Source organism: Croceibacterium segetis (genome assembly GCF_011320115.1).
Taxonomy (GTDB): domain Bacteria; phylum Pseudomonadota; class Alphaproteobacteria; order Sphingomonadales; family Sphingomonadaceae; genus Croceibacterium_B; species Croceibacterium_B segetis.
Genome location: NZ_JAANOZ010000013.1, coordinates 21,935 through 44,042, shown reverse-complemented (window position 1 = coordinate 44,042; position 22,108 = coordinate 21,935). Strand labels below are relative to the sequence as shown.

23 protein-coding genes are annotated in these 22,108 nt (G+C 67.6%); 17 read left to right on the top strand and 6 right to left on the bottom strand.

What is annotated here, in order from left to right; all coding sequences use genetic code 11:
• The first annotated feature begins 4 nt into the window (after positions 1 to 4).
• From rpoC to gltX, 5 genes are all read left to right on the top strand, one after another.
• A complete protein-coding gene (gene rpoC / locus G7B69_RS13565) occupies positions 5 to 4,357 on the top strand; it encodes a DNA-directed RNA polymerase subunit beta' (RefSeq protein ID WP_166180174.1) in 4,353 nt (1,450 codons plus the stop codon).
• Between the two features lie 140 nt (positions 4,358 to 4,497).
• On the top strand, positions 4,498 to 4,893 hold the full coding sequence (locus tag G7B69_RS13560; RefSeq protein ID WP_166180172.1) for a hypothetical protein: 396 nt from the start codon (positions 4,498 to 4,500) through the stop codon (positions 4,891 to 4,893).
• Between the two features lie 26 nt (positions 4,894 to 4,919).
• Entirely contained in the window at positions 4,920 to 5,405 is a 486-nt protein-coding gene (locus tag G7B69_RS13555) for a hypothetical protein (RefSeq protein ID WP_166180170.1), read from the top strand.
• A 99-nt stretch (positions 5,406 to 5,504) separates the two neighbouring features.
• Positions 5,505 to 6,617, top strand: a complete 1,113-nt coding sequence (locus G7B69_RS13550) for an NADH:flavin oxidoreductase (protein WP_166180168.1) — start codon at positions 5,505 to 5,507, stop codon at positions 6,615 to 6,617.
• 40 nt (positions 6,618 to 6,657) lie between these two features.
• Positions 6,658 to 7,989: a glutamate--tRNA ligase gene (gene gltX / locus G7B69_RS13545; RefSeq protein ID WP_166180166.1), complete on the top strand. Its 1,332-nt coding sequence runs from the start codon at positions 6,658 to 6,660 to the stop codon at positions 7,987 to 7,989.
• A 318-nt stretch (positions 7,990 to 8,307) separates the two neighbouring features.
• Here the strand turns inward: gltX and pyk are convergent, their stop codons facing one another.
• Positions 8,308 to 9,804 (bottom strand): pyruvate kinase, encoded by a 1,497-nt coding sequence (gene pyk / locus G7B69_RS13540; protein ID WP_243415181.1) that lies wholly within the window; start codon positions 9,802 to 9,804, stop codon positions 8,308 to 8,310.
• Between the two features lie 51 nt (positions 9,805 to 9,855).
• Between pyk and G7B69_RS13535 the strand changes: the two genes are divergently transcribed.
• The 4 genes from G7B69_RS13535 to G7B69_RS13520 all read left to right on the top strand — a co-directional run bounded on the left by G7B69_RS13535 (position 9,856) and on the right by G7B69_RS13520 (position 11,918).
• Positions 9,856 to 10,167 carry a DUF1244 domain-containing protein gene (locus tag G7B69_RS13535; protein ID WP_166180164.1) on the top strand — a complete coding sequence of 104 codons (312 nt, stop codon included), beginning with the start codon at positions 9,856 to 9,858 and terminating at the stop codon, positions 10,165 to 10,167.
• Between the two features lie 87 nt (positions 10,168 to 10,254).
• Positions 10,255 to 10,491: a DUF2312 domain-containing protein gene (locus G7B69_RS13530; protein ID WP_166180162.1), complete on the top strand. Its 237-nt coding sequence runs from the start codon at positions 10,255 to 10,257 to the stop codon at positions 10,489 to 10,491.
• Between the two features lie 50 nt (positions 10,492 to 10,541).
• Positions 10,542 to 11,420: an SDR family oxidoreductase gene (locus G7B69_RS13525; protein WP_166180160.1), complete on the top strand. Its 879-nt coding sequence runs from the start codon at positions 10,542 to 10,544 to the stop codon at positions 11,418 to 11,420.
• A 9-nt stretch (positions 11,421 to 11,429) separates the two neighbouring features.
• Positions 11,430 to 11,918 (top strand): arsinothricin resistance N-acetyltransferase ArsN1 family B, encoded by a 489-nt coding sequence (locus G7B69_RS13520; protein WP_166180257.1) that lies wholly within the window; start codon positions 11,430 to 11,432, stop codon positions 11,916 to 11,918.
• Here the strand turns inward: G7B69_RS13520 and G7B69_RS13515 are convergent.
• Positions 11,915 to 12,652 (bottom strand): CPBP family glutamic-type intramembrane protease, encoded by a 738-nt coding sequence (locus G7B69_RS13515; RefSeq protein ID WP_166180157.1) that lies wholly within the window; start codon positions 12,650 to 12,652, stop codon positions 11,915 to 11,917. The genes G7B69_RS13520 and G7B69_RS13515 overlap by 4 nt on opposite strands.
• Positions 12,653 to 12,706: 54 nt before the next feature.
• On the opposite strand from G7B69_RS13515, the gene G7B69_RS13510 reads away from it, so the two are divergent.
• Genes G7B69_RS13510 through G7B69_RS13495 form a run of 4 tightly spaced genes read left to right on the top strand, consistent with a single transcriptional unit; the run spans position 12,707 to position 14,598 of the window.
• On the top strand, positions 12,707 to 13,450 hold the full coding sequence (locus tag G7B69_RS13510) for a YebC/PmpR family DNA-binding transcriptional regulator (protein ID WP_166180155.1): 744 nt from the start codon (positions 12,707 to 12,709) through the stop codon (positions 13,448 to 13,450).
• A 10-nt stretch (positions 13,451 to 13,460) separates the two neighbouring features.
• A complete protein-coding gene (gene ruvC / locus G7B69_RS13505) occupies positions 13,461 to 13,934 on the top strand; it encodes a crossover junction endodeoxyribonuclease RuvC (RefSeq protein WP_166180153.1) in 474 nt (157 codons plus the stop codon).
• Positions 13,934 to 14,248 (top strand): antibiotic biosynthesis monooxygenase family protein, encoded by a 315-nt coding sequence (locus G7B69_RS13500; protein ID WP_166180151.1) that lies wholly within the window; start codon positions 13,934 to 13,936, stop codon positions 14,246 to 14,248. Before ruvC ends, G7B69_RS13500 begins: the two co-directional genes overlap by 1 nt.
• Positions 14,245 to 14,598: an arsenate reductase gene (locus tag G7B69_RS13495; RefSeq protein ID WP_166180149.1), complete on the top strand. Its 354-nt coding sequence runs from the start codon at positions 14,245 to 14,247 to the stop codon at positions 14,596 to 14,598. The genes G7B69_RS13500 and G7B69_RS13495 overlap by 4 nt, the downstream gene beginning before the upstream one ends.
• Here the strand turns inward: G7B69_RS13495 and G7B69_RS13490 are convergent.
• Together G7B69_RS13490 and ubiG are read right to left on the bottom strand one after the other, a co-directional pair.
• Positions 14,586 to 14,864: a hypothetical protein gene (locus G7B69_RS13490; RefSeq protein WP_166180147.1), complete on the bottom strand. Its 279-nt coding sequence runs from the start codon at positions 14,862 to 14,864 to the stop codon at positions 14,586 to 14,588. The genes G7B69_RS13495 and G7B69_RS13490 overlap by 13 nt on opposite strands.
• A 46-nt stretch (positions 14,865 to 14,910) precedes the next feature.
• On the bottom strand, positions 14,911 to 15,648 hold the full coding sequence (gene ubiG / locus G7B69_RS13485; RefSeq protein WP_166180145.1) for a bifunctional 2-polyprenyl-6-hydroxyphenol methylase/3-demethylubiquinol 3-O-methyltransferase UbiG: 738 nt from the start codon (positions 15,646 to 15,648) through the stop codon (positions 14,911 to 14,913).
• A 53-nt stretch (positions 15,649 to 15,701) separates the two neighbouring features.
• On the opposite strand from ubiG, the gene G7B69_RS13480 reads away from it, so the two are divergent.
• Positions 15,702 to 16,982: an aspartate kinase gene (locus G7B69_RS13480; RefSeq protein ID WP_166180143.1), complete on the top strand. Its 1,281-nt coding sequence runs from the start codon at positions 15,702 to 15,704 to the stop codon at positions 16,980 to 16,982.
• A 3-nt stretch (positions 16,983 to 16,985) separates the two neighbouring features.
• Here the strand turns inward: G7B69_RS13480 and G7B69_RS13475 are convergent, their stop codons facing one another.
• Both G7B69_RS13475 and G7B69_RS13470 read right to left on the bottom strand, forming a co-directional pair.
• A complete protein-coding gene (locus G7B69_RS13475) occupies positions 16,986 to 18,575 on the bottom strand; it encodes a sulfatase-like hydrolase/transferase (RefSeq protein WP_166180141.1) in 1,590 nt (529 codons plus the stop codon).
• 31 nt (positions 18,576 to 18,606) lie between these two features.
• Complete coding sequence (locus tag G7B69_RS13470) at positions 18,607 to 19,113, bottom strand: nuclear transport factor 2 family protein (protein WP_166180139.1); 507 nt, start codon at positions 19,111 to 19,113, stop codon at positions 18,607 to 18,609.
• A 147-nt stretch (positions 19,114 to 19,260) separates the two neighbouring features.
• Between G7B69_RS13470 and G7B69_RS13465 the strand changes: the two genes are divergently transcribed.
• From G7B69_RS13465 to G7B69_RS13455, 3 genes are all read left to right on the top strand, one after another.
• Complete coding sequence (locus G7B69_RS13465) at positions 19,261 to 19,956, top strand: TonB family protein (RefSeq protein WP_166180137.1); 696 nt, start codon at positions 19,261 to 19,263, stop codon at positions 19,954 to 19,956.
• A 163-nt stretch (positions 19,957 to 20,119) separates the two neighbouring features.
• Entirely contained in the window at positions 20,120 to 20,698 is a 579-nt protein-coding gene (locus G7B69_RS13460) for a glycine zipper domain-containing protein (RefSeq protein ID WP_166180135.1), read from the top strand.
• 26 nt (positions 20,699 to 20,724) lie between these two features.
• A complete protein-coding gene (locus G7B69_RS13455; RefSeq protein ID WP_166180133.1) occupies positions 20,725 to 22,092 on the top strand; it encodes a L,D-transpeptidase family protein in 1,368 nt (455 codons plus the stop codon).
• Positions 22,093 to 22,108 lie beyond the last annotated feature (16 nt).

Below are 22,108 nucleotides of genomic sequence, written 5' to 3'. Positions count from 1 at the left end.
AAAAATGAACGAACTCAGCAAATTCACCAACCAGCTCGCCAAGCCGGAGACCTTCGACCAGATCCAGATCGGGATCGCGTCGCCCGAGCGCATTCGCAGCTGGTCGTTCGGCGAGATCAAGAAGCCGGAGACGATCAACTACCGCACGTTCAAGCCCGAGCGTGACGGCCTGTTCTGCGCGCGCATCTTCGGCCCGGTGAAGGACTACGAGTGCCTGTGCGGCAAGTACAAGCGCATGAAGTACAAGGGCGTCGTCTGCGAGAAGTGCGGCGTCGAGGTCACCGTGACCAAGGTCCGCCGCGAGCGCATGGGCCACATCGAGCTCGCCGCGCCGGTCGCGCACATCTGGTTCCTCAAGAGCCTCCCCTCGCGCATCGGCCTGCTGCTCGACATGCAATTGAAGCAGCTCGAGCGCGTGCTGTACTTCGAAAGCTACATCGTCACTGAGCCCGGCCTGACCCCGCTCGAGAAGTTCCAGCTCCTCACCGAGGACGAGCTGCTCGACGCGCAGGACGAATACGGCGAGGACAGCTTCACCGCCGGCATCGGCGCCGAAGCCGTCAAGCTGATGCTGATGGATCTCGACCTGCAATCGGAGCGCGAGACGCTGCTCCAGGAGCTGTCCGAGACCAAGTCGGCGCTCAAGCCGAAGAAGATCATCAAGCGGCTCAAGGTCGTCGAAAGCTTCATCGATTCGGGCAACCGCCCCGAATGGATGATCCTCGACGTGATCCCGGTCATTCCGCCGGAGCTGCGCCCGCTCGTGCCGCTCGACGGCGGCCGCTTCGCGACCTCGGACCTCAACGACCTCTACCGCCGCGTGATCAACCGCAACAACCGCCTCAAGCGGCTGATGGAGCTGCGCGCGCCGGACATCATCGTCCGCAACGAAAAGCGCATGCTGCAGGAAGCCGTCGATGCGCTGTTCGACAACGGCCGCCGCGGCCGCGTGATCACCGGCGCCAACAAGCGCCCGCTCAAGTCGCTGTCTGACATGCTCAAGGGCAAGCAGGGCCGCTTCCGCCAGAACCTGCTCGGCAAGCGCGTCGACTATTCGGGCCGTTCGGTGATCGTCACCGGGCCGGAGCTCAAGCTGCACCAGTGCGGCTTGCCGAAGAAGATGGCGCTCGAGCTGTTCAAGCCGTTCATCTACGCCCGCCTCGACGCCAAGGGTCTTTCGATGACCTTGAAGCAGGCCAAGAAGTGGGTCGAGAAGGAGCGCAAGGAAGTCTGGGACATCCTCGACGAAGTCATTCGCGAGCACCCCGTCCTGCTCAACCGCGCGCCGACGCTCCACCGCCTCGGCATCCAGGCGTTCGAGCCGGTGCTGATCGAAGGCAAGGCGATCCAGCTGCACCCGCTCGTCTGCTCGGCCTTCAACGCCGACTTCGACGGCGACCAGATGGCCGTGCACGTCCCGCTGAGCCTCGAGGCGCAGCTGGAAGCGCGCGTGCTGATGATGAGCACCAACAACATCCTCAGCCCGGCCAACGGCAAGCCGATCATCGTGCCTTCGCAGGACATGGTCCTCGGCCTGTACTACCTGTCGATGGACCGCGAAGGCGAGCCGGGCGAAGGCAAGATCCTCGCCGACATCGACGAAGTGCACCAGGCGCTTCACGTCGGCGCGGTCACCCTGCACTCGAAGATCACCACCCGCGTCCCGCAGACCGACGAGCAGGGCAACGAGTTCATGCTCCGCGTCGACACGACCCCGGGCCGCATGCTCATCGGCGAGTGCCTGCCGAAGAGCCACACGGTGCCGTTCGACGTCGTCAACCGCCTCCTCACCAAGAAGGAGATCGGCGACGTCATCGACCAGGTCTATCGCCACACCGGGCAGAAGGACACGGTGCTGTTCGCCGACGCGATCATGGCGCTCGGCTTCCGCAACGCCTTCAAGGCCGGCATCTCGTTCGGCAAGGACGACATGATCATCCCGGACTCGAAGGTCCCCCTGGTCGAGGAGACCAAGGCGCTCGTGGCCGACTACGAGCAGCAGTACCAGGACGGGTTCATCACCCAGCAGGAGAAGTACAACAAGGTGATCGACGCCTGGAGCCGCTGCGGCGACCAGGTGGCCAACGCCATGATGGACGAGATCCGCGCGGCTCCCAAGGACGAGACCGGGCGGCAGAAGCCGATCAACTCGATCTACATGATGAGCCACTCGGGCGCGCGCGGCTCGCCGGCGCAGATGAAGCAGCTCGCCGGCATGCGCGGGCTGATGGCCAAGCCTTCGGGCGAGATCATCGAGACCCCGATCATCTCGAACTTCAAGGAAGGCCTCACCGTCCTCGAGTACTTCAACTCGACCCACGGCGCCCGCAAGGGCCTGGCCGACACCGCGCTCAAGACGGCGAACTCGGGCTACCTGACCCGCCGCCTGGTCGACGTGTCGCAAGACTGCGTCGTGATCGTCGAGGACTGCGGCACCGAACGGGCGCTGGAGATGCGCGCCATCATCCAGGGCGGCTCGGTCATCGCGTCGCTCGGTGAGCGCATCCTCGGCCGCACCACCGCGGAAGACCTGGTCAACGCCAAGACCGGCGAGGTCGTCGTCAAGTCGGGCACGCTGCTCGACGAGCCGATGGTCAAGGCGATCGAGGAAGCCGAAGTGCAGTCGGCCAAGATCCGCTCGCCGCTGGTCTGCGAAGCGGAGCAGGGCGTCTGCGCCAAGTGCTACGGGCGCGACCTCGCGCGCGGCACCCCGGTCAACATCGGCGAGGCTGTCGGCGTGATCGCCGCGCAGTCGATCGGCGAGCCGGGCACCCAGCTGACGATGCGGACGTTCCACATCGGCGGCGCGGCGCAGGTCAACGAGACCAGCCACCTCGAAGCGATCAGCGACGGCAAGATCGTCTATCGCGACATGCCGACAATCAAGGACAAGCGCGGCCGCCAGCTGTCTCTCGCCCGCAACGGCGAGATGGTGGTGGTCGACGCCGAGGGCCGTGAGCGCGCGATCCACCGCGTGCCCTACGGTACCGTGCTGATGTTCAAGGACGGCGCCAAGGTGAAGGAAGGCGATCGCCTGGCCGAGTGGGATCCGTTCACCCTGCCGATCATCACCGAGCAGTCGGGCGTGGTCCGCTATCAGGACCTGATCGAAGGCAAGACGATGGAAGAGCGGGTGGACGAAGCCACCGGCATCGCCCAGCGCGTCGTCACCGAGAACCGCTCGATGGGCCGTTCCAAGAAGGAAGACCTGCGTCCGCGCATGACCCTTCTGGGCGAGGAATCGGGCGGCAAGAAGGGCGAGGAAACCGAGGCCCAGCGCTACATGCTGGCCCCGGGCACCACGCTCTCCGTCGAGGACGGCCAGCACGTCGAGGCCGGCGACATTCTCGCGCGTGCCACGCGCGAGGCGGCCAAGACGCGCGACATCACCGGCGGTCTGCCGCGGGTGGCCGAGCTGTTCGAGGCGCGCATGCCGAAGGACGTGTCGGTCATCGCCAAGATCAGCGGCCGGATCGAGTTCGTCCGCGACTACAAGGCCAAGCGCAAGATCGCGATCATCCCGGAAGAGGGCGATCCGGTCGAGTACCTGGTGCCCAAGACCAAGGTGATCGACGTCCAGGAAGGCGACTTCGTCAAGAAGGGCGACACGCTGATCTCGGGCAGCCCGAACCCGCACGACATTCTGGAAGTGATGGGGGTCGAGGCGCTCGCCGAGTACCTCGTCAACGAGATCCAGGAAGTCTACCGGCTCCAGGGCGTGAAGATCAACGACAAGCACATCGAGGTGATCGTTCGCCAGATGCTGCAGAAGGTCGAGATTACCGACGGCGGCGACACCACGCTGCTGCCGGGCGAGCAGCTCGACTACGAGGAGATGCACGAGATCAACGCTCTGCTGCCGAAGGGCAAGAAGCCCGCCAGCGGCAACCCGGTCCTGCTCGGCATCACCAAGGCAAGCCTGCAGACGCGCTCGTTCATCTCGGCGGCCAGCTTCCAGGAAACCACCCGCGTGCTCACGCAGGCGGCGGTCGAAGGAAAGAAGGACACGCTGATCGGCCTCAAGGAGAACGTGATCGTCGGCCGTCTCATCCCCGCCGGCACCGGCGCGGGCATGAACCGCCTGCGGGTCACCGCCAACAGCCGCGACGCGGCGCTGCGCGCCTCGTGGCGCAAGGCCCAGGAAGCGCTCATCGCCGCCAACTCGGCGGAGGAAGAGCGTGCCGCCGAGAAGCTGCGCGATCCCGCCGACGACATCGGCAACGATGCGCTGGCGGCGGTCGAGGGCGAGACCCACGGCACCGACGCCGACGCTGGCGATTACCTGATGGCGAGCGACGAGACGATCGAGGCCGAGCCCGAAGGCACGGTCGAAGAAGGCGGCGACCTCGAAGAGTAAGCGCCGCGCTCTCGCACGGAAAGAACAGCCCCGCCGGAGCGATCCGGCGGGGCTTTTCATTTGGCGGAGCGAAGCGGCTGGCGAATCCCTCGTCCGGCGCTAAGCTGCGCGCCAAGACACACCCAGGGGAGGGCCCATCCATGAAATCGATCGCCTTGCTGCTCGCCGCCGCAGTCGTCACCACCGCCGGCGTGGCGGCCATCCCGTCCGCGGCCGTCGCCGCCGCCCCGACGGCCGACATCAACGGCACCTGGACGACCTCTTTCGACAGCCAGGTCGGCCAGCAGACCTATACCTACACTTTCAAAGTCGATGGCGGGACGCTCACCGGCCACAGCAAGTCGAATATCGGCGAATCCGACCTGACCGGGACGGTCGATGGCGACAAGGTGACCTTCGTCGAGAACCTGACCTACCAGGACCAGAAGCTGGCGATCACCTATACCGGACAGATCGTCTCCGCCGACGAGATCAAGTTCAAGCGCGACGTGGCGGGACAAGGCGGCGAGGAATTCACCGCCAAGCGGCAGAAGTAGCGCTGACGGACCGGGGCGCGGCGACCATGCGAGGTTTCCCGGTCGCGTTCATGGCCCTGGCCGCCGCTCTGGCGAGTTGCCGGCCGACCGATTCCGCTCCGCCGCTCCCGGCCGATACGGGGGAGGCAACCGCCGCATCGTCGCCGCGCCCCGTAGCCCCGCAGGTGACGAGCCTCGCCGGCGACTGGCGCGTCGCCGGCATCGACGGGGCGGACTTCAACGAGCCTTACGGTCTCGCCCTCAAGGGCGACAGCGAGCGGCTATGGTGGGAGCCGATTTGCGCGCTCCAGGCACGCCGCTACCGCATCGCGGGCGGGACGATCGTCTTCTCGCCGCCATCCCCGCCGCCGCGACCCGGGGAGCCGCCGCCGCCCGTGTGCCTGATCGCTGCTCCGGCGCGGTTAGCGGACGTCATGCGCGCTCTCGACACCGCGCAGACGGTGGAACGCACGCCGCAGAACGGGATCCTGATCGCCGGCGGCGGCCACTCGTTGCTGCTGTTCTCGCAATAGCTTCTCGGCGCGGGAGGATTAACTTTACCGCCGGAAAGTCGCCTTGTTCGCCGGGCCGCGAACCCCAGCTTGGCGCAAACGATCCAACCGGAGCTCCCCATGACCGCCACCGACGTCCTGTTCCAGCCGTTCGCCTCGCCCAACCTCGTGCTGCCCAACCGCATCGTCATGGCACCGATGACGCGCAACATGGCGCCCGACGGCGTGCCGGGCCCGAAGAACGCCGAATACTACCGGCGCCGGGCCGCCGGCGGGGTCGGGCTGATCCTCTCCGAAGGCACGGTCGTTCGCCGTCCGGCGTCGCGCAACATGCCGCACATCCCGCTGTTCCATAGCGAAGAACCGCTCGGCGGCTGGCGCGGGGTCATCGAAGCCGTCCACCAGGCCGGCGGCAAGATGGGCCCGCAGATCTGGCACACCGGTGGGGTGGCCTCACACGAGCCGGAATTCCAGCCCGGCCCGCTCGACACTCCCTCCGGCCTCAACGCTCCGGATCAGCCGGCCGGCGAGCCGATGAGCGAGGAAGCGATCGCCGACACCGTCGCCGCCTTCGCCCGCGCCGCGGCGGACGCCAAGGCGCTCGGTTTCGACACGCTCGAGATCCACGGCGCGCACGGCTACCTGATCGACCAGTTCTTCTGGTCCGGCACCAACCGTCGCACCGACCGCTTCGGCGGCGCGACGATCGCCGAGCGCGCGCGCTTCGCTGCCGAGGTGATCGCCGCGATGCGCGCGGCCGTGGGGCCCGGTTATCCCATCCTGCTGCGCGTCAGCCAGTGGAAGCAGCAGGATTACACCGCGCGCCTCGCGTCGACCCCGCAGGAAATGGAGCAATGGCTGCAACCGCTGGTAGATGCCGGCGTCGACATCCTGCACTGCTCGCAGCGCCGCTTCTGGGAGCCCGAGTTCCCCGAAATCGACGGCGAGGAGGGCCTCAATTTCGCCGGCTGGGCGAAGAAGGTCACCGGGGTGCCGACGATCAGCGTCGGCTCGGTCGGGCTGTCGGGCGAGTTCGGCGGCGCCTTCCGCGGCGAAAGCTCGCGTCCGGCGAGCCTCGACGGGCTGGTCGCGCGGATGGAGCGCGGCGAGTTCGATCTCATCGCGGTCGGCCGCGCGTTGCTGTCCGATCCCGACTGGGTGGAGAAGGTGCGCCATGCGCGCACCGACGAGTTGCGCGACTTTGATCCGGCCTCGCTCAGGGAGCTTGCCTGAAGTCTCGCCATGGCGGGCGCTCTCGGGTAGGGCGCCCGGCATGACCGTGGTCACTCGCTTCGCCCCGTCGCCGACCGGCCGGCTGCATGTCGGCAATATCCGCACGGCGCTGCACAACTGGCTGCTGGCGGAAAGGGCCGGCGGCCGTTTCGTGCTGCGCATCGACGACACCGATGCCGAGCGCAGCCGCGAGGAGTATGTCGAGGCGATCCGCGCGGACCTCGCCTGGCTTGGGCTGGAGGCTGACGCCGAAGAGCGGCAGTCGGCGCGGCTCGGCCACTACGAGGCGGCGTTCGAGCGGCTGCGCGCCGACGGCCGGGTCTATCCCTGTTACGAGACCGCGCAGGAGCTCGACCTCATGCGCAAGGTTCGCCTCGGGCGCGGCTTGCCGCCGATTTACGACCGCGCCGCGCTCGCGCTCAGCGACGCCGAGCGCGCGGCGAAAGAGGCCACCGGCGTGGCGCCGCACTGGCGTTTCAAGCTCGACCACGCCGAGACGATCGAGTGGCTCGACGGGATTCGCGGGGTCCAGCACTTCGAGGCGGCGCAGCTTGGCGACCCGGTCGTCCGCCGCGCCGACGGCTCGTGGCTGTACATGCTGCCGAGCGCCGTCGACGACATCGAGATGGGCGTCACCGACGTTCTGCGCGGCGAGGATCACGTCTCCAACACCGCGCTGCAGCTCCAGATGTTCACTGCGCTCGGTGCGAAGCCGCCGCGCTTCGCCCATGAGGCGCTGCTGGTCGGCAGCGAGGGCAAGCTCTCGAAGCGCCTCGGCTCGCTCGGCTGCGACGCCTTCCGCGCGCGCGGGATCGAGCCCGAGGCGGTGGTTGCGCTCCTCGCGCGGCTCGGCACTTCGGAGCCGGTCGAGCCGATCGCCGATCGTGCCGTGTTGGTCGAGAGTTTCGACCTCGCCCACTTCGGCCGCGCGCCGGCACGGTTCGACGAGGCCGAGCTCGAGCGGCTGAATGCCGCGCTGGTCCACCAGATGGACTACGCGCAGGTGAAGCACCGCCTGCCGGCGGGCATGAGCGAAGCCGGCTGGCTGGCGATCCGCCCGAACCTCGCGCACGTCGGCGAAGCGGCCGACTGGTGGGCGGTGGTCACCGGACCCGTCGAAGTGCCGCAGCTATCAGACCAGGACCGGGCCTATCTGGGCGAGGCGGCGCGCTTGCTCGCCTGGTCGGACGACCCGTGGCACGCGCTCACGAACGCTCTGAAAGCGGCGACCGGGCGCAAGGGCAGGGACCTGTTCCACCCGCTGCGCCTGGCGCTCACCGGGCGCGATTCCGGCCCCGACATGAAGGCGCTGCTACCGCTGATCGGCGAGGCCGAGGCGCGTGCGCGGCTGGAGAGCGCGGCGCGGTCTTAGGGCGAATTCATTTGGGGAGGCGGCCAAGCCGCGCGTCTGCCACTGGCGTGGAGCCCCCGACCAACTCTGGCCCTCAGGGGAGGGCTCCAATGTCCCGCCGTTAGCCCGAAGAAATCGCTTTCCTACAAGCGAGTGTTCTGCTTTTGTTCGATTATGCGCTCGCTTTGGCTAGCTTCGAACGTGCCGACCGCGCGCACAACGCGAAGGCCTGTTTCGCGCGCAAGGTGTCACCCGTCGCCTTGTCGCCTTTTCGCGACAAACTGCTTGAAAAACAACGAACGGCCAGGCGACACTCAGGGTGACAAGGTCCGTAAAGTGTCACCCTGTTCGGTCGGCCGGTGGCGCTTCGGCGTAGTGGCCTTCGAGTTCGTCGCCGCTCAACCGCACGACGTGCAGCAGGTTGGTCGCGCCGGGCACGCCGAACGGCACGCCGGCGACCATGATCAGCCGCGAATCCGCCTCCGCGAAACCATGGCGCAGCGCCATGCGCTTGCCCTTGGCGACCATCTCCTCGAAGCTGCCGATGTCGCGCGTTGTCACCGCGTGCGCGCCCCACAGCAGGGTGGCGCGGCGGGCCGTGCGGGTCGAGGGCGTCAGCACCATCAGCGGGGTCTTCGGCCGTTCGCGGGCGACGCGGCGCGCGGTCGAACCGGAATCGGTGAACACCACCACCGCCTTGATCGGTAGCGTCTCGGCGATGGTCATGCAGGCATGGCTGATCGCGTCGGCCGTGGTGGTGTCGGGGATCGTCTGGTGGAAGTGAACGCGCGCGCCGTAGCTCTCGTCGTTTTCGACCTGCACCGCGATGCGATCCATCATGGCGACCGATTCCTCGGGCCACATCCCCGCCGCGGTCTCGGCCGAAAGCATCACCGCGTCGGCGCCGTCATATACCGCGTTGGCGACGTCGGAGACTTCGGCGCGGGTCGGCTGCGGGCTCTCGATCATCGATTCGAGCATTTGCGTCGCCACGATCACCGGCTTGCCGAGGCTGCGCGCGGCGAGCACGATGCGTTTCTGCAGCGGCGGCACTTCTTCGGGATTGAGCTCGACGCCGAGGTCGCCGCGGGCAACCATCACCCCGTCGGCCAGCTCGAGAATCTCGTCGAGCCGGGTCACCGCCATCGGCTTTTCGATCTTGGCGCACAGCGCGCCCTTGCCGTTCATCAGCTTGCGCGCCTCCGCGAGGTCGTCGGGGCGCTGGACGAAGCTGAGGCCGATCCAGTCGGCCCCGTGCTCGAGCGCGAAGGCGAGATCGCGGCGGTCCTTGTCGGTCAGCGCCGGGATCGGCACTTCGGCGTCGGGCACGTTGACGCCCTTCTTGTCGGAGATGACCCCGCCGATCTCGGCGGTGCAGACGATCGCCTGGGGACTGGCTTTCTCCACCCGCAGGCGGATCTTGCCGTCGTTGATCAGCAGCCGCTGGCCCTTGCCGAGCACCGCGAAGAGCTCGGGGTGCGGCAGGAACACCCGCGTTTCGTCGCCCGGCGTCTCGTTGCGGTCGAGTGTGAAGCGTGCCCCGTGGGGAATGCGCGCCTCGCCGCCCTTGAAGGTGCCGACGCGCAGCTTGGGCCCCTGCAGGTCGCAGAGGATCGCGATCGGGCGGCCGAGCTCGCGCTCGAGCGCGCGGATCGCGGCGATCGCCGCGGCGTGGGTCTCGTGATCGCCGTGGCTCAGGTTGATGCGGAAGGCGTCGGCCCCGGCGCGCCACAGGCGGCGCAGCATGTCGGGATCGCGGCTCGCCGGCCCGATCGTGGCGAGGATCTTGATCTTCCGCCGGCGCGGGTCGAGCTTGGGCATGTGCGGCTTTGCCATCGGGCAGGGCCTATGCCAGAGCCGCGCGACAAGACAAGGACACATGCACCGATGACTGCAACCGCCGACCCGCTCGACGCGCTACCCGATGCCGTCGCCGCCGCCGCTTTCCGCCGCCTGGTGCGCCACTTGCGCCACCGCCACGACGCCGAAAACATCGAGCTGATGGGGCTCGCCGGGTTCTGCCGCAATTGCCTCGCCGACTGGATCCGCGAGGGCGGCTACGAGGGCGACAAGGCCGCCGCGCGCGAGCTGATCCACGGCATGCCGATGGAGGAGTGGAAGGCCCAGTTCCAGGGCCAGGCGACGCCCGAGCAGATAGCCCGGATGGAGCAAAGCCTGGCGCGAAACCCGGGCACCTAAGGAAAAGTTTTCCACCCGGTTCACCCGCTCCGGTGGCGCCGCTATCAGCCTCTCAACCGATTCTCACCGATTTGCCGGAGCTTCTAAATGGCCGAGACCACCGACGACCGCCTGCGCCTCCTGATCGAGCGCGTCGAACGCCTCGAGGAAGAAAAGAAGGGCATCGCCGACGACATCCGCGACGTCTACGCCGAGGCCAAGGCGGTCGGCTACGACGCCAAGATCATGCGCCAGATCGTCCGCCTGCGTAAGATGAAGCCCGACGACCGGGCGGAAATGGAAGCGATCCTCGATACCTACAAGGCCGCGCTCGGCCTCGGTTGACGGAACGCAGCGGGGGCCTGCTCATTGATTTTGGCGAAAGGAATTGCGCCATGACCGATGACACCCAGACGATCGAAAAGGGCCACGTCGAGCCGATCGACGAAGAACCCAAGCTTCCCGGGCACGAGCGCAAGCTCGATCCGCTGCCCGACTGGGAGCCGCGCTATCCCGGGTCCGGGCGGCTGAAAGGCAGGGTCGCGTTGGTCACCGGCGGCGACAGCGGCATCGGCCGGGCGACCGCGGTGCTGTTCGCCCGCGAGGGGGCGAAAGTCGCGATCGCCTATCTCTCGGAAACCGACGACGCCCACATGACGATGGACGCGATCGAGCAGGAAGGCAGCGAAGCCGAGTGTTTCTCCGGGGACCTGGGCGATCCCGAGCACTGCAGGAAGGTCGTCCAGGGCGTGATCGACAAGTGGGGCCGGCTCGACGTGCTGGTCAACAACGCCGGCGAGCAGCACCCCGACAAGGACATCACGGACATCACCGCCGAGCAGCTGCAGCGCACCTTCCAGACCAACATCTTCTCGATGTTCTATCTCGTCCAGGCCGCCCGCCCGCATCTCCAGAAGGGGGCGGCGATCATCAACACCACCAGCGTGACGATGTACCAGGGCTCGCCCGGCCTGCTCGACTACAGCGCCACCAAGGGCGCGATCACCGCCTTCACCCGCTCGCTGAGCGAGAACCTGGTCAAGGAGGGCATCCGCGTGAACGCCGTCGCGCCGGGCCCGATCTGGACCCCGCTCAATCCCTGCGGCGGTTCACCGCCCGAGAAGGTCGAGCATTTCGGCGAGGACACGCCGATGGGGCGCCCGGGCCAGCCAAACGAGGTTGCGCCGTCCTTCCTCTTCCTCGCCTGCGAGGATTCGAGCTATATGTCGGGCCAGGTCCTGCATCCGAACGGAGGAACGGTGGTCAATGGCTAGGGCACGCTCCTGACGGCGGCCGTTCGCCCGGCAAGGCCCGAGGACGCGGCGAGGTGCGCCGCGATCTACGCGCCGTTCGTCGAAGACAGCTGGATAAGCTTCGAGCTCGACGCGCCCGATGTAGCCGAAATGGCCCGACGCATCGCCGAGTACAGTGCCAGCCACGCGTGGCTGGTGGCAGAGCTCGACGGCACGGTCGTCGGCTACGCCTACGGCTCGCCGCACCGCACTCGCGCCGCCTACGACAGCTCTTGCGACGTGGCGGTCTACGTCGACCCGGCGCACGGCAGACAGGGCGTCGGCCGCGCCCTCTACGCCGAACTGCTGGAGCGCCTCAGCGAAACCTGTCACGCTGCTTTCGCCGGCATCGCGCTGCCCAACGCGGCCAGCATTGGCCTTCACGAGGCGATGGGGTTCACGCCGGTCGGCGTCTACCGCGAAGTCGGCTGGAAAATGGGCGGCTGGCGCGACGTCGGCTGGTGGCAGCGGCTGCTCTAGCCGCCCATGCTCTTCTCGACCACGACGAGGCCGATCAGCAGCCCGTTGTGCAGCATGTGCAGCAGCATGTCGGACCACAGGCCGTAGGTGACGCGGGCGTAACCGAGGATCAGCCCGACGAGCAACTGCGGGATCACCAGCGGCAGCAGGGCGAGCGCGGCCCCGTCGTAATTTCCCAGGTGTGCCGCGGCGAACACCACGGCGCCGGCGAAGTAGAACCACGGGAAATGACGGCTGAAGAACGGGAACGGTGGATGGTGGCGGAGCCAGAACAGCAGCCCGATCGCAAGGACGATGCCGATGATCAAGCTGCCGGCCGCGAGGATCGGGTAAGCCTGCGGAGTGGAAAGGAACGCCAGCGCCGCCGCGGCGGCGAGCACGGCGATCGCCGTCACATGACCCGGTCGGCCCGACAGCCAGGCGCGAAAGGCGAGCTCCTCGCCGATCGGCAGGACGACGATGATCAGCAGCAGCCACCCCGGGCCCAGGTCGAGCTTGTCGATCGCGTTCTCGGGCAGGTGGTAACCCAGTTTCGAGGTGAGCCAGGCGATCCCGATCAGCAGCGCCATCACCAGCAGGTCGAGCGCGAACAATCGCAGCGTCGCACCCAAGGCGGTCAGGCGGATGCCCGTCATATGCTGGGGCAGCACGGGGCGGCTCAGGAACGCCGCGAAGGCGCGCCATTCGCCGGGGATCCAGCGGGCCAAGCCCGGGCTTGTGACTTGGCCGGTCATGCGGCTAATGGGCCCCCTGAAATCGAGAATTGAAGACGGGAACGAAGCGACCCCATGGCCGGCCATTCCAAGTTCAAGAACATCATGCATCGCAAGGGCGCGCAGGACAAGAAGCGCTCGGCGATGTTCTCCAAGCTTTCGCGCGAAATCACCGTCGCGGCCAAGTCCGGCATGCCCGATCCGGACATGAATCCGCGCCTGCGGCTGGCGGTCAACAACGCCAAGGCCGCCTCGATGCCGAAGGACAACATCCAGCGCGCGATCGACAAGGCGAGCATGGGCGATGCCGACGACTACGAAGAGATCCGCTACGAGGGCTACGGTCCGGGCGGCGTCGCACTGATCGTCGAGGCGCTGACCGACAACCGCAACCGCACCGCCACCAACGTGCGCACGGCGTTCTCCAAGAACGGCGGCAACCTCGCAGCCAGCGGCGCCGTCAGCCACGGGTTCGAACGCAAGGGGATGATCGAGTACCCGGTCGGCGCGGGCGACGAGGACAAGGTCCTCGAAGCGGCGATCGACGCCGGCGCCGACGACGTCGAAAGCGACGAGGACGGCCACATCATCTGGACCGACATGGAAGCCTTGCACGAGGTCGCCAAGGCGCTCGAAAGCAGCCTAGGCGAAGCGGAAAACGTCAAGCTCGGCTGGAAGCCCAATCTTTCGGTCGAGGTCGCCGAGGGCGACGCGCAGACGCTGTTCAAGCTGGTCGACGCGCTCGAGGACGACGACGACGTCCAGACCGTGTGGGGCAACTACGAGGTCTCCGACGCCGTGATGGAGAAGATCGGCTGATCATCGACTCATGCTGATCCTCGGCCTCGACCCCTCGCTCAGCTGCACCGGCTGGGGGATCGTGCGCGCGGAAGGATCGCGGCTCATGCACGTCGCCAACGGACAGATCGCCACCGACGCCAAGGCGCCGATCGCCGAGCGGCTGCATCACCTGCACGATACGGTCTATACGGTGATCGGAACGTACTCGCCGGACCGCGCGGCGGCCGAGGAAGTGTTCCTCAACAAGAACCCGCAATCGACGCTAAAACTGGCGCAGGCACGCGGCGCAGTGCTTGCTGCTTGCGGACGCGCCGGCCTGCCGGTGGCAGAGCACGCCGCGCGGCTGGTCAAGAAGGCAGTGGTCGGTACCGGTGGGGCGGAGAAGGCGCAAGTGCAGGCGATGCTCAAGGTGCTGCTGCCGGGCGCGAGAATCGAAGGCCCCGACGCCGCAGACGCGCTCGCGGTGGCGATTGCCGATGCCCATCTGAGAGGAAGTAGCTGATGTTCCTGGTCGTGTTCCGCAACCGCAAACGCGCCGATATCGATCACGCGGCCTACGGCGCCGCGTCCGACCTGATGGAGGAACTGGCGCAACGGCAGCCCGGCTTCATTTCCTTCAAGTCCTACGTTTCGCATGACGACGAGGTCATCGCGTTGTCGGAATGGGAAGACGAGAACGCCGCGCTGGCATGGCGCAGGGTCGCCGAGCACAGCGCGGTGCAATCGCGCGGGCGCAGCGAGTTCTATGAAGACTACACGTTGTTCGCCTGCAAGCACCCGCGGGTTCACCGCTTCAGCCGCAAGGAAGGCCCGTGATCGATTTCTACGGCATTCCCGGCTGCGACACGGTCAAGAAGGCGCGCGCCTGGCTCGACGCGAAAGGCGTCGGCTACACCTTCCACGATTACAAGAAGGAGGGGGCCGATCCGACCAAGCTGCGCGCGTGGGTCGCCGCGAAGGGCTGGGAGACAGTGCTCAATCGCCGCGGCACGACTTTTCGCCAGCTCGCCGAGTCCGACAAGACCGATCTCGACGCGGAGAAGGCCGTCGCGCTGATGCAGGCGCATCCCTCCGCGATCAAGCGGCCGGTGGTCGAGTATTCCGAAGGGCTGCTCGTCGGCTTCGATGCCGACGCGTGGCAAGAGTCGCTCGGTCAGGCGCGGTAGCGGCCGATCAGTTCGGCTTCCTGGCACAGGCCGGTGGTTTCGGCATGTCCGTCGTAGTCGGCCCCGGCCAGCCGCGTGTCGATTTCCGCGACGAGCAGCACATCGAGCGCCGGGGCGTCGATCTCACGGCGGGCGACTTCTCCGCTTGGATCGCCGAACGCGCGCAAGCCGAACGCCTTGGGCGGCTCGGTGACCTCTTCGGCGTTGTCGACCGCGGCAATCAGCGTGCGCAGCAGCCGCACCTCGTCCGAAGCCCTGGCTTGCATCGCCGCCGCCTAGCAGGCGCACTTTCAGTTCGGTGGTGCTCATCGCCTATGCGTGTTTCGCGATGACGAGGCAGTCGAGTGACAAGTCGTCCGACAGCTGCAGGCCCTTCAGCGGTGACAAGGTTATCCCCTTGAGCGTACCCGCTATTAGTCCGGCGTCGGCCAACGATTCGCGCAATTCGTGCGGGGTGACGAAATCGTCCCAGTGATGCGTGCCCTTGGGGATCGCGCCGATGGCTTCGGCGAGGCCGACCATCAGCAAGCGCGATTGCGGCGTGCGGTTTGGTGTCGACAGGACGAGCAATCCGCCGGGCGCGAGGTGACCTGCCAGTTCGGCGAGGAACGCGGGCTTGTCGGCGACATGCTCGAGCACTTCCATCGCGGTGACGAGGTCGAACCGGCCGAGACCGAGCGCGGCCAGCTCGCCCGCGCGGTAATCGATCGCCAGGCCCGATCCAGCCGCGTGCGCCTTGGCGACGGCTACGTTCTCTTCCGCCGCGTCGACCCCGGTCACCTCGGCGCCGAGCCGGGCGAGCGGTTCGGCCAGCAATCCGGCGCCGCAGCCCACGTCGAGCGCGCGCTTGCCGGCGAGCGGCCTCGTGCTCGCGGGGTCGCCGTCCCAATGGCTGTCGACGGCCTCGCGCAGGAAGGCGAGTCGCAGCGGGTTCATCTTGTGAAGCATCGCCGAGGGCCCCTTGGGGTCCCACCAATCGTGCGCCAGGCGGCCGAAATGCTCGGCTTCGCCGGGCCGGATGGTTGCCGCTGTTACAGTTGCATCGGGCATGGCGCGTCCCTAACAGCGCGCGAGACTTTGGACCAGCAGGGGAAGACGTTCACGTGGCGCGGATCGTGATGAAATTCGGCGGCACTTCGATGGCCGGCACCGAGCGCATCCGCCGCGTCGCGCAGATCGTGCGCAAGCAGCAGGCGGCGGGGCACGAAGTCGCCGTGGTGGTCAGCGCGATGGCCGGCGAGACCGACCGGCTGGTAAACTTCTGCCGTGAGGCCAACCCGCTGTACGATCCGGCCGAATACGACGTGGTCGTCGCCAGCGGCGAGCAAGTCACCGCCGGGCTGCTGGCGCTGACGCTGCAGGCGATGGGCTGCAAGGCGCGCTCATGGCTCGGCTGGCAGATCCCGGTCCACACCGAAGGCGCGCACGCCAAGGCGCGGGTGGCCGATATCAATTCGGCGGCGATGATCTCCGCCATGCAGGCGGGTGAGATCGCCGTTGTCCCCGGCTTCCAGGGTATCGCGGACGACGGCCGCATAACGACGCTCGGCCGTGGCGGCTCGGACACCTCTGCGGTGGCCATCGCCGCGGCGGTCAAGGCCGACCGCTGCGACATCTACACCGACGTCGACGGGGTCTACACGACCGACCCCCGGATCGTCGCCCGCGCGCAGAAGCTCAAGTACGTGACGTACGAGGAAATGCTCGAGCTGGCTTCGGTCGGCGCCAAGGTGCTGCAGACCCGCTCGGTCAGCCTGGCGATGAAGGAAGGCGTGCGGGTTCAGGTGCTGTCGAGCTTCATCGACGACGACGCCCCGCCGGCCGACGACTTGCCGGGCACGATGATCGTCTCGGACGAGGAAATGGCCCAGATCATGGAAGGTAGCGACATGGAACGCCAGCTGGTCACCGGCATCGCCCACGACAAGAACGAGGCGCGGATCGTGCTCACCCGCGTGCCCGACAAGCCCGGCGCGGTGGCGCACATCTTCTCGCCGCTCGCGGCGGCCTCGATCAACGTCGACATGATCATCCAGAACGTCGGCCGCGAGAAGGGCGAGACGGACGTGACCTTCACCGTGCCGCAGGCCGACCTGGCGCGCGCCCAAGCGCTGCTGGAGGACAAGCGCGAGGAGATCGGCTTCAACCGCGTGATCACCGACAGCAAGGTCGCCAAGATCAGCGTCGTCGGCGTCGGCATGAAGAGCCACGCCGGCGTTGCCGCGACGATGTTCAAGGCGCTCGCCGATCGCGGGATCAATATCCAGGCGATCTCGACCAGCGAAATCAAGGTCAGCGTGCTCATCGACGAGGACGAGACCGAGCTCGCGGTGCGCGTGCTGCACACCGCTTACGGGCTCGATGCCGAGGACGTGGCGGCCTGACGCTCAGGCCCCGGGGAACTTGCCCGATGCGGTGACGTCGGCGCTGTCGCCGGCCTTGAGCGGGAACGCATCGCGGCCGAAGCGGACGTAGCGAGCGGGCTCGCCGGTCAGGTCGTTGTCGTAGCGCCGCTGCACGGCGGCGGAGTCGTAGCCCATCCATTCGAGCAGCGTTGGGAATACCTGGCTCGCCGAATGGCCGCTGGTCGGCGCGGTTGCGTATCGCACCCGCAGAGCGTCAGGCAGAAACGCCAGCAGCGGGATTTCGTACTCCGCCGGCGCCCGGTCCGCGCTGCAGTGCGGCAACTTGCCGGGGGTGAGGTTCTGGCCGTGGTCGGAGTGGTAGACCACCGCCACCTGCGAGCGGTCGACGCCGTCCAGCAGGCGGTCGAAGAAGCGCCCTTTGGAAAAGCCCAGCGCGGTGCGGTACTGGACTATCTCGGGGCTGCCTGCCGGAATCATCCCGGCGGGGAAGTGGTCCTTGTACTGGAAGTGCACCCCGCGCAGCACGACGTAGGTGAAGGTGCGCTCCGGGCTGCGCAGCTGGCGGTTGAGCCGGCCGGCGATCTTGACGTCGGTGTCGATCCCGCCGGCTGCGCTGTCGATCTCGTCGATCAGGGCGCGTTCGGGCGGCAGCAGGAAATTCTGCGGCGCGCCGCTCGTCTGCCCGTCGATCATCATGGTGCGGTAGCCGGCCTTTCGGGCATAGCCCCAGATCGACGGCGTGCGGCGCAAGTCGGTGCGTGGGCCCGCCCGGCGAACCTCGACGCCCGAGCGGAGCGCGAGGTTCGACGGCGCGCTGCAGTTGGCGAGCGAGGCGGCCATGCCGAAGTCCACCGGATGATACGGCGCCAGCCTGGGCGCGATCAGCCGTTCGAACTCCGCGTAGGCGACGCTTTCGTCGACCAGCCAGACAATGTGCCGCGGGGTTCCCGCGACCTGCGGCACGAGCTCGACCGCCGCGCGCGGCGGCGGCGGATCGGCCTCGGCCAGCTCGAACCCGAGCGAATAGACGTTGCGCTCGGCGGCGTTGGCCGGGATGCCGAGGGGGATCGCCAGCAGGCTGGGCGCGAGCAGCACCAGGAGCCCCCATGCACTCGCCAGGCGAGGCGAACGAGTGGTCATGCGGCGTCGCAGCAGCACGGCCCGCGCGGCGACGAACAGCGCGATCGCGGCCGCCGCCTGCGCGCCCGCCAGCAACAGCGGCGTGGCGAACTCGCCGGCGACGTTGCCGGCCTGGCGCGTCTCCGCCGCCATCCAGGCGATCGTGCCGATGTCGATCGGCGCACGGGTCGTCTGGCCGTAGCTGAGGTTGACGAGGATCGAGACGAAGGCGAGCGCCATGGCGAGGGTGAACAGGCGCCGGCCCAGCAGGACGATCGCGCCGAGCAACGCCGCCGCCTGGACCGCCAGCAGCGCGAAGTTGCTCACCGCGTGGGTCACGTCGTGCGCGGCCCAGCGATAGAGCACGCCGTTCGTCAGCTGGAACCGGTTCGCCACCGCGAATCCGCACGCGAACAGCGCCGCCCCGGCGAGCGCGAGCCATGGGAATCGTTTTCGGCGGTGCACGGTCGGCTTCCCCTTCGGCACGGTCATTACGCCGAAGCCCTTGAAAAGCCTTTAAAGCTCAGTCCTGCCAGCCTTCCGGCTCACCCTTGGCACCCATGATCTGGCGGCTGGCGATCAGCCAGCGGCCCTTGCGCTTGACCAGGTGGTCGAACTCGCGGCCCTGGGTGAGGATCTTCGGCGCTTCGCCCTGCTTCTCGGTGATCGTCTCGGTGAACACCAGTCGCGCCGTCGCGGTGGCGCCGTGGACCGTCACCAGCATGTTGTTGATCAAGATGTTGAGTGCGTAAGCGCTGCGCTGCGGCGCGCTCGCCGGGACAGCTGCATAGGCGCCTTTGATGGCCTCGATGCCCTTGTAGTGGGTCGGCCCGAGGATCATCTCGCCGTCCTCGGCGTAGAACTCGCCGACCTTGCTTTCGACGCCGCCGCCGAAATTGTTGTAATAGCGCGTGAGCAGGTCCTCGATCACGGCCCGGTCGGCGAGCGCCTGGGCACTGGGTCCCTGCGCGGCGAGCTGCGCGGCCGGCGCGAGCGCCAATGCGGCGCCGAGGCCAAGCGATACCGCCAACGATCTCCTATTCATTTCATCCTCCCCGATCATTCGATTCGCCTCGAGACTAGAGGCATCCGGTCGCACCGCAAGGGCGCGCCGTCTCCACCCCGGGACCCCGCCCCGCGGACGTGCATTGTCTCCACGCGGGAGCGCAGGTGCGCGATGGCCTTCGAGCTGCTCGATAACCGGAACCGGGCGATCGGCCTCGCCGTCGCGGTGGGCATTAACGGCCTGCTGCTCGCTCTGCTGCTCACGCTCTCGCGCGATGTGGCGCCCCCGCTGCTGCGCGGGCCCGGCCTGTCGACATTCGACATAACCCCGCCTCCGCCCCCGCCACCGCCGGCCGTGACCAGGCCGGCTGGCGCTTCGGCCCCGCCGAGTCGCGGCGCGACTAAGGCGCCGTCGCCGCCCAATCCGCCGCGCCCGCTGCCCAAGACGACCCCGGCGGAGCCCGCAATCGATGCCGGCAGCCAGTCCGCCAGCGGCGCCGGCGCGGCCGCCGGCAGCGGGGCGGGACGAGGAGGGCAGGGCAACGGCACCGGTTCGGGTGGCAGCGGCGGGGGCAGCGGCAGCGGGGCGACACCGCCGGTGCACATCGCCGGCGCGCTGACCGACGCGGACTATCGCCGCGCCGGCTTGCCGCAAGGTGCCGCGGGGACGGTGTTGATCAGCTTCCGCGTGCGCCGCGACGGCAGCGTCGATCGGTGCAGCACCGTCCGCTCGAGCGGTTACGCGATCATCGACCGCGAGACTTGCCAGCTGGTCGAGCAGCGTTTCCGGTTCCGTCCGGCGCGCGACTCCGCAAATAACCCGATAGACTTCACGCTGCGCACCGACTTCACTTGGAGGCCTAGATGAGCATAGTTAACCCGTCGGATCGACGCAGCAACGGGGCGGCTCGTCGCAGGTTTGCAGGCCAAAGGAACTGTGCCCGTGAGGAGTCGTTTGCAAACAAGGGAGGCCAATCCGTGTGCCTGAGGGGCGGTTAGCCGCAGCCGATGGCGCTTCTAGGAGAAGCATCATGAATAAAGCTGTGATTACATTGATGGCGGCGGCAGCGTTGCCTCTGTCCGCTTGTGCCTCGACGCCTAACGACAACACGCTGGCTTCGGTCGGCACGGGTGCCGCTGTTGGTGCTGCGGGCGGGGCCGGCGTCGCCGCGCTTACCGGCGGCAGCCTGCTCACCGGTGCGGCGATCGGCGCGGCCGTCGGTGGTCTCGCGGGAGCCGTGTGGGCCGACCGCAACAATGACGGCGTGGCCGATGGCTATGTTTACAATGGCCAATACTATCCGGGCGAACCGGGCTATGCCAACACCTCGGCGACTCCGGCCAGCTGCCCGTCGGTTGGCGGTTCGGCGGCGGTCGGTGCGGCGGGCGGTGCGGTGCTGGGCGCCGGCGTCGGTGCGATTACCGGTGGCCTAAGCGTTCCGGCCGGCGCGTTGATCGGCGCGGCTGTCGGCGGTCTTGCCGGCGCGGTCTGGGCCGACTCGAATAACGACGGCTGCGTCGACGGCTACATCCGTAACGGCCAGTACTATTCGGGCGGACCGGTTGTTCAGCCGACGTCGTCGTCGAGCTACACCGGCGAGCGCGGCTAAGCATAACAGGGGGCACGGAACGCAGCATGACATCGATTGCCGAGGAACGCATGCTGCGTTTCGTACTTCCGGCCCTGGCAGCGGCGCTCATCGCGCCGCTGCCGCAGGCGGCTTTTGCCCAAGAGCGCGAATGGCGTGACGAAGCGGGCAACGGCGGCTTGGCGGCGCAAGTCCGCCGCGAGATCGGCGATCATGCCGGCAAGGACGTGCGTGCGTTCTACGCAGCGCGTGGGAACGCCCCGTTGTGGCTGGACGAGTTCGACCGTCCGTCGGGCGCGGCGACAATGCTGTGGCTTCGGATGCGCACGGCCGACCGCGACGGAGTGGATCCCGAGCATTTCAATCTCGACAAGCTGGGAAAGCAGCTCGAGCGCGCCCGCGAGGGTAGCCCGAGCGACCTGGCCCACGCCGAACTGGCGCTGTCAGAGGCTTTCGTCGATTACGTGAGGGCGATGCGCGGCGCTGCGCACGCCGACATGCTTTACGAAAACGCTGAGCTCGGCCCTTCGGCGCCGAGCGCTCGTGCGGCTCTCGAAGCGGCCGCTAACGCCCCTTCGCTTGAGGCCTACGTCGATTCGATGGGCTGGATGAGCCCGTTCTATGCGCCGCTGCGCAAGGCGCTAGACGACCCGCGCTATTCGCCCGGCGAGAAGCAGGTGATCGCCGCGAACCTCGAGCGGGTGCGGGCGATCCCGGCGATGCCGAAGGGCAAGCACATCCTCGTCGATGCGGCGAGCGCGCGGCTATGGATGTACGACGGCGACAAGGTCGTCGATACGATGAAGGTCGTCGTCGGCAATCAGAAGCTCGGCGAGACGCCGATGATGGCCGGCTGGATCCGCTGGGCAATTGAGAACCCCTACTGGGAAGTTCCCAACGACATCACCCAGAACGAGCTGGCTCCGAACGTCCTGAAATACGGGACCCGTTACCTCAAGAGTCACGGCTACGAGGTGCTCGCCGACTGGGACGACAACGCACCGGTGCTCGATCCCAAGGCAGTCGACTGGCAGGCCGTGCGTGACGGGCAGAGACAAGTCCACGTACGCCAGCTTCCCGGCGGCGAGAACTTCATGGGCAAGGTGAAGTTCGAATTCCCCAATCCGAAGGGCATCTACCTTCATGACACGCCCGCCAAACAGCTGATGAAGGAAGATGCGCGCCAGCTAAGTCACGGCTGCATCCGGATGGAAGACGCCGCCAAGATGCACCGCTGGCTGATGGACGTCCCCATCCCGGCCAATGCCGCGCCGGAAGAGAAAGTGCCTTTGGCCAAGCCGGTGCCGATCTATGTCACCTACCTCACCGCCCTTCCAGCCGGTGGCGGCGAAATCGTCTTTCATGACGATCCTTACGGCCGCGATGGCGATATTCGTCTCGCCACTGCGGACTAGCGCCCGAACGAACCCT

Excerpts from the sequence above, each read along its gene's own strand:
- G7B69_RS13515 (WP_166180157.1), bottom strand. The coding sequence starts at position 12,652 with ATGACCGGCCAAGTCACAAGCCCGGGCTTGGCCCGCTGGATCCCCGGC.
- ruvC (WP_166180153.1), top strand. The coding sequence starts at position 13,461 with ATGCTGATCCTCGGCCTCGACCCCTCGCTCAGCTGCACCGGCTGGGGG.
- pyk (WP_243415181.1), bottom strand. The coding sequence starts at position 9,804 with ATGGCAAAGCCGCACATGCCCAAGCTCGACCCGCGCCGGCGGAAGATC.
- G7B69_RS13500 (WP_166180151.1), top strand. The coding sequence starts at position 13,934 with ATGTTCCTGGTCGTGTTCCGCAACCGCAAACGCGCCGATATCGATCAC.
- G7B69_RS13490 (WP_166180147.1), bottom strand. The coding sequence starts at position 14,864 with ATGCAAGCCAGGGCTTCGGACGAGGTGCGGCTGCTGCGCACGCTGATT.
- G7B69_RS13455 (WP_166180133.1), top strand. The coding sequence starts at position 20,725 with ATGACATCGATTGCCGAGGAACGCATGCTGCGTTTCGTACTTCCGGCC.
- G7B69_RS13550 (WP_166180168.1), top strand. The coding sequence starts at position 5,505 with ATGACCGCCACCGACGTCCTGTTCCAGCCGTTCGCCTCGCCCAACCTC.
- ubiG (WP_166180145.1), bottom strand. The coding sequence starts at position 15,648 with ATGCCCGATGCAACTGTAACAGCGGCAACCATCCGGCCCGGCGAAGCC.
- G7B69_RS13555 (WP_166180170.1), top strand. The coding sequence starts at position 4,920 with ATGCGAGGTTTCCCGGTCGCGTTCATGGCCCTGGCCGCCGCTCTGGCG.
- G7B69_RS13530 (WP_166180162.1), top strand. The coding sequence starts at position 10,255 with ATGGCCGAGACCACCGACGACCGCCTGCGCCTCCTGATCGAGCGCGTC.
- G7B69_RS13465 (WP_166180137.1), top strand. The coding sequence starts at position 19,261 with ATGGCCTTCGAGCTGCTCGATAACCGGAACCGGGCGATCGGCCTCGCC.
- G7B69_RS13535 (WP_166180164.1), top strand. The coding sequence starts at position 9,856 with ATGACTGCAACCGCCGACCCGCTCGACGCGCTACCCGATGCCGTCGCC.
- rpoC (WP_166180174.1), top strand. The coding sequence starts at position 5 with ATGAACGAACTCAGCAAATTCACCAACCAGCTCGCCAAGCCGGAGACC.
- G7B69_RS13460 (WP_166180135.1), top strand. The coding sequence starts at position 20,120 with ATGAATAAAGCTGTGATTACATTGATGGCGGCGGCAGCGTTGCCTCTG.
- G7B69_RS13510 (WP_166180155.1), top strand. The coding sequence starts at position 12,707 with ATGGCCGGCCATTCCAAGTTCAAGAACATCATGCATCGCAAGGGCGCG.
- G7B69_RS13525 (WP_166180160.1), top strand. The coding sequence starts at position 10,542 with ATGACCGATGACACCCAGACGATCGAAAAGGGCCACGTCGAGCCGATC.
- G7B69_RS13560 (WP_166180172.1), top strand. The coding sequence starts at position 4,498 with ATGAAATCGATCGCCTTGCTGCTCGCCGCCGCAGTCGTCACCACCGCC.
- G7B69_RS13475 (WP_166180141.1), bottom strand. The coding sequence starts at position 18,575 with ATGACCGTGCCGAAGGGGAAGCCGACCGTGCACCGCCGAAAACGATTC.
- gltX (WP_166180166.1), top strand. The coding sequence starts at position 6,658 with ATGACCGTGGTCACTCGCTTCGCCCCGTCGCCGACCGGCCGGCTGCAT.